Genomic DNA, 6624 nt, shown 5'->3' with positions numbered 1-6624 from the left:
ACGGGCCACCGTGCCTCGGCGACACCGCTATCGTTCGCATACAAGGTCTTCCCTCATCGGGACGGCCTGCTGCGCATGCGAATGGCTCTGGGACATTAGCGTCAAATGAGCGGTTAAAAGCTGTCTTGGATGTCACGGCCATCTTGTGTAGCCTCACCCCATGCCCAACACCCGCCGCAGCTTCCTCAAGCACGCCAGCCTCGTCTCCTTCTCCCTCTGGCTGCCCTCCACCCACGCGCTCGGAACCGCCACCAAGCTCGCCCGCAGCACCCCGGAATCCCAAGGCGTCTCCGCCTCCGGCATCCTCGATTTCCTCGATGCCATCGCGCGTGAAAAGTTCGAGCTGCACAGCTTCATGATGCTGCGTCATGGCCAGGTCATCGCCGAAGGCTGGTGGGATCCCTACGGCCCTGACCTTGTGCACACCATGTACTCCATGAGCAAGAGCTTCACCTCCACCGCCGTCGGTTTCGCCGTCGCGGAAGGCAAGCTCAGCGTCGAGGACAAGGTCATCTCCTTCTTCCCGAATGATCTGCCCGAGAAGATCAGTGAAAACCTCGCCGCCATGCGTGTGCAGGACCTGCTCACCATGTCCACCGGCAATGAGAAAGAGCCCACACAGGTCTGCGTGAAGTCCGAGAACTGGGTGCGCACCTTCCTCGCCCAGACCATCGCTCACAAACCCGGCACCCAGTTCATGTACAACAGCGCCGCCACCTACATGTGCAGCGCCATCGTGCAGAAAGTCACCGGCCAGACTATTCTAGACTACCTTACGCCGCGCCTCTTTGAGCCTCTCGGCATCAGCGGCATGCGCTGGGAGAGCTGTCCCCTCGGCATCAACACCGGCGGCTGGGGCCTCAGCATCCAGACCGAAGGCCTCGCCAAGTTCGGCCAGCTCCTGCTGCAGAAAGGCAAATGGAACGACAAACAGATCATCCCCGCTGCCTGGGTCGATGAAGCCACCCGTTTCCACATCCAGCAGCCCGGCGGCGACAAACCCGACCGCCCAAAGTCTAACAACGATTGGTTGCAAGGTTACGGCTACCAGTTCTGGCGCTGCCAGGGCGCCGCCTTCCGTGGCGATGGCGCCTTCGGCCAGTTCACCATCGTCCTCCCCGAGCAGGATGCCGTCATCGTCATGACCAGCGAGAACAAAAACATGCAGGGCCAGCTCGACCTCGTCTGGAAGCACCTGCTGCCTGCCATCGGTGCTAAAGGTGGCGACTCCGCAGATCTCCATCACCGACTCTCTTCACTCAAACTCCTGCCACCTTCCGGCAAATCCATCTCACCTCTCGCCGATTGCCTGATCGGCAAAACCATCACCCTGGAGCCTAACGAATTAGGCTTCACCAAAGCCAGCTTCGACTTTGCCAAGGTCCACTGCACCTTCACTGCCGAGACCGCGGAAGGATCCCACACCATCTCCTGCGCCCTGCAGAATGCCTGGCAGCTCAGTGAAGCCACCATGCCCGGCACGCCACCTCGCCTCATCTCCGGCGGCAAGCCCAAAGGCCTCGTAAAAAGCAAGATCGCCGCCCACGCCACCTGGACGGATGAGAACACCCTCCTCCTCACCTGGCGCTACTACGAGACCCCTCACAGCGACAACCTCACCTGCCACTTCGAAGGCGACAACGTCACCCTCACCTTCCTCAACAGCATCACTGCCATGAATCCCACCGCGAAAGATGCCCGCGCACCACTGAAGGGTAAGATCGTGAAGTAGTCCGCGAGTCCCCTCGCGGCGGTTTGATCGATTCTGAATCAGTGGAGTGGTCCACACAGTCCCCTGTGCGGTCTGGAGCTCAGTGGACGCTCGTTCCGCACAGAGGACTGTGCGGGCCACTCTCCTTCGCCATCGCGACAACGTGACTGGATCTCCAAGACCTAACCAACAATAATCCCCTTTGCCTTGCGCTCCTTCTCTCGCTCCAGCAGCGGGATCTTCTCGTCAGTCTCAAGGACCGGCACACCGAGGTCACCGATCTTCGCGAAGCTCAGGCCCTGGAAAGCAGGAACCTCGGCAGCGAGACGGCTGAAGACATCTTCAATGCTGTGCAGTCCGTTCGAACCGCCGCAGGCCACCACGAGGTCACGCAGGATCTCCCACGTGTCACGGGCATTGCCCGGAGCATTCACCGCGCGGTCCATGCGCTGCAGGCGGCCGGTGACGTTGATCATGCTGCCGCGCTTCTCGGCGTAGGCATTGCCGGGAAGCACGATCTGGCTCAGCTCCGCACTGGCATTCGCCAGAATGTGCAGGGTGACGAGAGAAGGAATTTTCTCCAGGTCACGGCGCTCGAAACCACACTTCAAAAGATTCTCACCCAGAGCGAGCACCACGCGCAGACGGCCGCGGCTCATCAGTTCGGTGATGCCGGCGAGCTTCGATCCTGGCTCGCTGCCGAGGATGAGCTTCGCGCCGTTGCTGTTCGGGTTCTTGTCCGCAGCGCTGAGATAGTTGTCACCTTCACCGAGGCGCGGAATGACATCCACATTCTCCGTGCCGAGGATCTTGGCGAGCTGCTTCACGAAGAAGAGCTCCTCATTCGTCATCCGCGCGCTGGCGATGATGGCGATCTCCTCGCCCTTCACACCGACGGCGGCATTGGCCACCGCTTGAATGGCCTTTTTCCAGGAGGTGACCTCGTGCTTGCCCTGGTTCTTCACCATCGGATCCGTCAAACGGAACTCGCTGTTCACAAAGTGGAAGTCCAGACGGCCGCGATCACACATCCAGTTGGAGTTCACGTCGTTGTTCTCGCGCGGAGTCTGACGGTAGATGGTGTCGCCACGCGCGTGGGTCTCCATGTTGCAGCCACGGCCGCAGCCCTGGCAGATGCTGTTCGTCTCGGTCAGGAACCACACGCGCTGCTGGAAGCGGAAATCGTTCGAGGTCAGCGCACCCACCGGGCAGATGTCCACGGTGTTGAGAGAGTAGTTGTGCTCCAGGCGCTTGCCCGGATGCACGGCCAGCGTGGTGTAGCTGCCACGCTCGGTGAAGCCCAGCACAGGCGCGTCCGCGATCTCCGCCGTGAAGCGGATGCAGCGGCTGCACATGATGCAGCGCTCATCGTCCAGACGCACACGCGGGCCGATATCGACATTCTTCGGCTTCTTGACCTTCTCTTCGCGGAAACGGCTCTCGCCCTTGCCGTGCTCCACGCTGAACTCCTGCAGGCGGCACTCACCGGCCTGGTCGCAGATGGGACAGTCGAGCGGATGGTTGATGAGCAGGAACTCCATCACGCCCTTGCGCACTTCCTGGGTCAGCGTGCTCTCCGTGCGGATGCCCATGCCTTCCGCCACCGTGTTCGCACAGGCGATCACCGGACGCGGCATCCAGCCGATCTTTGGCATGCCATGCTCATCCTTCTCAGGCTCCTGGCCCGGGGCCGGACGCGGCGGCATGCCCATCTCGACGAGGCACATGCGGCAGTTGCCGGGGCTGGAGAGCTTCGGGTGGTAGCAGTAGTGCGGCACCTCTTTTTTCGCCTGCTTGCAGGCCTCGATCATGCGGGTGCCCTTCGGGAACTTGAGCCACACGCCATCGATCTGGACATTGACCAGATCAGCCGGGGGCGGGGCGGCAGGGGCAGGAGCAGCTTCAGGGGCAGGCATTGGGGGGGAAATCAGGGGTCTGCGCGGAGTATCGGAGCCGGAAAGGCAGCGGCAACCCGATTTTGTGAAAAATTTCACAAGCTCGCTCCAAGCTCCATAGCGCGCAAGACTACCACGGCAGCTTTTCGCACTGCCCGGTCTGATTTCTGGAGCGCCGACGGCGCGCCCCATACCAGCCTAGGGCGCAAGCCCTAGGTACCTGCGAAGCACCGCGCCAAGCGCTGAAAGCGCGCCCCATGCACCCCCAACTCCGCCAACTCCTATTACGCCGCCCGCTTCACTTCCCAGGTGTGGATCGCCGGATTGCAGATGTCCCGGACGAAAGGCGTTTCCGAGGCATCCGCCCCGAAAACGTAGATGCGCTTGCGCAGAGTCAGTTTCGTGATCGTGAAGCCAGGGTTCGAAAGGGAGCGGAAATAACCCAGGATGGTCTCCTTCTCCAGGTCCAGCGCGCCGCCCTTCATGCCGTAGTCCAGCACGAAGGCCGCCTTATCAAAGGCAGGGGTGGTGGCATCACGCACGTCCTGGCTGATCGGGTCCAGCAGCACCTGGCGGACAAAGGCCTCCACCGCAGCGGAGTCACCCTCATAGTCCACGCGATACACATTGCTCTCACGGAAGGTCAGCTTCTGCGCCAGCGGGGCATAGAGCAGCTTTTGGCAGTCACTTTCGTGGTCAAATTTGCCGAGGATTTCGAAGGCTTGTGTCATCGCGGTTAGGGGATGGTTTGCCTAGCGAGGAAGGCGGGTGCCGCAACTTTCTTCTGTCCCGCAGGTTGCACGGACTGAACCCGCCGCCGCCATGACACCCCTGCCCTTCAACCGCCGCGACTTCCTGAAAACCACGAGCAACGGCTTTGGCTACCTGGCCTTTGCCGCCCTCGCCCAGCAGCAGGCCCTCCGCGCCTCCACGGCTGCCGCCAGCCCCCTGGCCCCGAAGAACCCGCATTTTGCCAGCCGGGCCAAGCGGGTGATCTTCCTCTGCATGCAGGGCGCCCCCTCCCACGTGGACCTGCTGGACTACAAGCCGAAGCTCATGGCCGACTCCGGCAAGAGCGCGCCGTCCATCGCCGGGCGCTACGGTCAGGCCAAGCTCATGAAGTCCCCCTGGGAGTTCAGCCAGCATGGCAAAAGCGGCCTCTGGATCTCCGAGCTCCTGCCAAACCTGGCCAAACACGCCGACGACCTCTGCGTGCTGAACTCCATGGCCACAGACCTGCCTGCCCATCCGCAGGCCTTCACGGCGCTCCACACCGGCACCACACAGTTTGTTCGGCCATCCCTCGGTTCATGGGTCCTTTACGGCCTCGGTACGGGCAATGAAAACCTGCCTGGCTTCATCACCGTCAATCCTCCCGGCAATGCCACCCGCAGCTACGGCAGCGCCTTCCTCCCCGCCATCTACCAGGGCACGAAAGTCGGCGGCGCCACACTTCCAGGGGCCGGAGCCTTTGCCGCCCGCCGCTTCGGGAATGTGGACCAGGCCACCATCGCCAACATCAAGAACAGCCGCTACCCCACCGAGGCCCAGCGTACGCAGCTCGACCTCGTGCAGGCGCTGAACAAGTCTCGCATGGCCCAGGACGGCGGCGTGAGTGCCGAAGTAGAAGGTGTGATCGAGTCCTATGAGCTCGCTTTCCGCATGCAGGCCGAGGTGCCCAAAGTGCTCGACCTCTCCAAGGAATCCGCCGCCACCAAGGATCTCTACGGCATCGACGACGCAGAGACAGCCACCTTTGGCAAGCAGTGCCTCATGGCCCGCAAGCTCGTGGAAGCCGGCGTGCGCTTCGTCGAGATCACCCACGGAAATTGGGACCAGCATTTCAATCTCAAGGCCACGCTCGAGCGCAACACCAACGCCATCGACAAACCTGTGGCCGGTCTTCTCGCCGATCTCAAAGCGCGTGGCTTGCTGAAGGACACCCTCGTCATCTGGGGCGGCGAATTCGGCCGCACCCCGCACAGCCAGGGTGACGATGGCCGCGACCATAACAACAAGGGTTTCACCATGTGGATGGCCGGTGGCGGCGTGAAAGGCGGCATGAACTACGGCAAGACCGACGACTACGGTTATGAAGCCGTGGAGAATAAAATGCACATCCACGACTGGCACGCGACTGTCATGCATCTGCTCGGCCTCGATCACGAAAAGCTCACCTACCGCTACGCCGGCCGCGATTTCCGCCTCACCGACGTCTGCGGCACCGTGGCGAAAGAGATTCTAGCGTGACGTAGTCCGCGAGTCCCCTCGCGGCTCAACGGATTCGTTCCCAACATCTCCACACCACCGAGAAAGGACTCGCGGACTACGGTCGAAAATCCTTCCATGTCCGCCGAACATGGATAGGTCAGGAGCCTCATGTCCGACCAGCCCCCCGCCCCCAAACTCGCCAGCAGCAACGGCGGCCTGCCCTCCGCCGTGCGTTGGGCGCACCTGCTCATGGAGGACCGCCTGCGTCCCGGCCATGCCGTGATCGATGCCACCGCAGGCAATGGACACGACACCTTGTTCCTCGCGCAACTCGTCGGCCCCGAAGGCCACGTGTGGGCCTTTGACGTGCAGGAACCCGCCGTCCTGGAAAGCCGTCGTCGTCTCGCCGAAGCTGGCGTAACCAACAGTTCAGTCATCCACTCCGGCCATGAGACCATGCGCGATCACGTGCCCGCCGAGTGGCACGGAAAGCTGAACGCCATCATGTTCAACCTCGGCTACCTGCCCGGTTCGGACAAAAGCATCATCACGCATACCGCCACGACTCTGCAGGCCATCACCACAGCCTTGGAGCTTCTCGCCCCAAGCGGCCTTCTCACCATCGCCGTCTATCCCGGTCACGATGGCGGCACCCAGGAGCAGCAAGCCATCACCGAATGGGCTGGCGCATTACATCCACGCCAGTTCGAAGCCCAGCTCATCCGCCCCATCAACCGCAGCGCCAGCCCACCCGAATGCTGGGTAGTTTGGAAACGCGGATAAGAAGTGTCGCGTCGAAGTCGCGGA

5 protein-coding genes are annotated in these 6624 nt (G+C 62.1%); 3 read left to right on the top strand and 2 right to left on the bottom strand.

Annotation, left to right across the window (positions count from 1 at the left end; all coding sequences use genetic code 11):
• The first annotated feature begins 160 nt into the window (after nt 1–160).
• Complete coding sequence (locus tag BGE01nite_RS28455) at nt 161–1732, top strand: serine hydrolase domain-containing protein (RefSeq protein WP_146856296.1); 1572 nt, start codon at nt 161–163, stop codon at nt 1730–1732.
• Nucleotides 1733–1893: 161 nt separating this feature from the next.
• On the opposite strand, the gene BGE01nite_RS28450 is transcribed toward BGE01nite_RS28455, so the two are convergent.
• Nucleotides 1894–3627 (bottom strand): NADH-quinone oxidoreductase subunit G, encoded by a 1734-nt coding sequence (locus tag BGE01nite_RS28450; RefSeq protein ID WP_146856294.1) that lies wholly within the window; start codon nt 3625–3627, stop codon nt 1894–1896.
• Between the two features lie 263 nt (nt 3628–3890).
• Entirely contained in the window at nt 3891–4337 is a 447-nt protein-coding gene (locus tag BGE01nite_RS28445) for a hypothetical protein (RefSeq protein WP_146856292.1), read from the bottom strand.
• Nucleotides 4338–4428: 91 nt separating this feature from the next.
• Here BGE01nite_RS28445 and BGE01nite_RS28440 point away from each other — a divergent pair, with 91 nt between their 5' ends.
• Together BGE01nite_RS28440 and mnmM are read left to right on the top strand one after the other, a co-directional pair.
• Complete coding sequence (locus tag BGE01nite_RS28440; RefSeq protein WP_146856290.1) at nt 4429–5856, top strand: DUF1501 domain-containing protein; 1428 nt, start codon at nt 4429–4431, stop codon at nt 5854–5856.
• A gap of 129 nt (nt 5857–5985) precedes the next feature.
• Nucleotides 5986–6600, top strand: coding sequence for a tRNA 5-(aminomethyl)-2-thiouridylate-methyltransferase MnmM (mnmM, locus tag BGE01nite_RS28435; protein WP_146856288.1), 615 nt, complete (start codon nt 5986–5988; stop codon nt 6598–6600).
• Nucleotides 6601–6624 lie beyond the last annotated feature (24 nt).

The sequence above is a fragment of the Prosthecobacter gellanilyticus genome (assembly GCF_007992435.1).
Taxonomy (GTDB): domain Bacteria; phylum Verrucomicrobiota; class Verrucomicrobiia; order Verrucomicrobiales; family Verrucomicrobiaceae; genus Prosthecobacter; species Prosthecobacter gellanilyticus.
This window is presented reverse-complemented; position numbering and strand designations above follow the sequence as displayed.

Excerpts from the sequence above, each read along its gene's own strand:
- BGE01nite_RS28455 (WP_146856296.1), top strand. The coding sequence starts at position 161 with ATGCCCAACACCCGCCGCAGCTTCCTCAAGCACGCCAGCCTCGTCTCC.
- BGE01nite_RS28450 (WP_146856294.1), bottom strand. The coding sequence starts at position 3,627 with ATGCCTGCCCCTGAAGCTGCTCCTGCCCCTGCCGCCCCGCCCCCGGCT.
- BGE01nite_RS28445 (WP_146856292.1), bottom strand. The coding sequence starts at position 4,337 with ATGACACAAGCCTTCGAAATCCTCGGCAAATTTGACCACGAAAGTGAC.
- BGE01nite_RS28440 (WP_146856290.1), top strand. The coding sequence starts at position 4,429 with ATGACACCCCTGCCCTTCAACCGCCGCGACTTCCTGAAAACCACGAGC.
- mnmM (WP_146856288.1), top strand. The coding sequence starts at position 5,986 with ATGTCCGACCAGCCCCCCGCCCCCAAACTCGCCAGCAGCAACGGCGGC.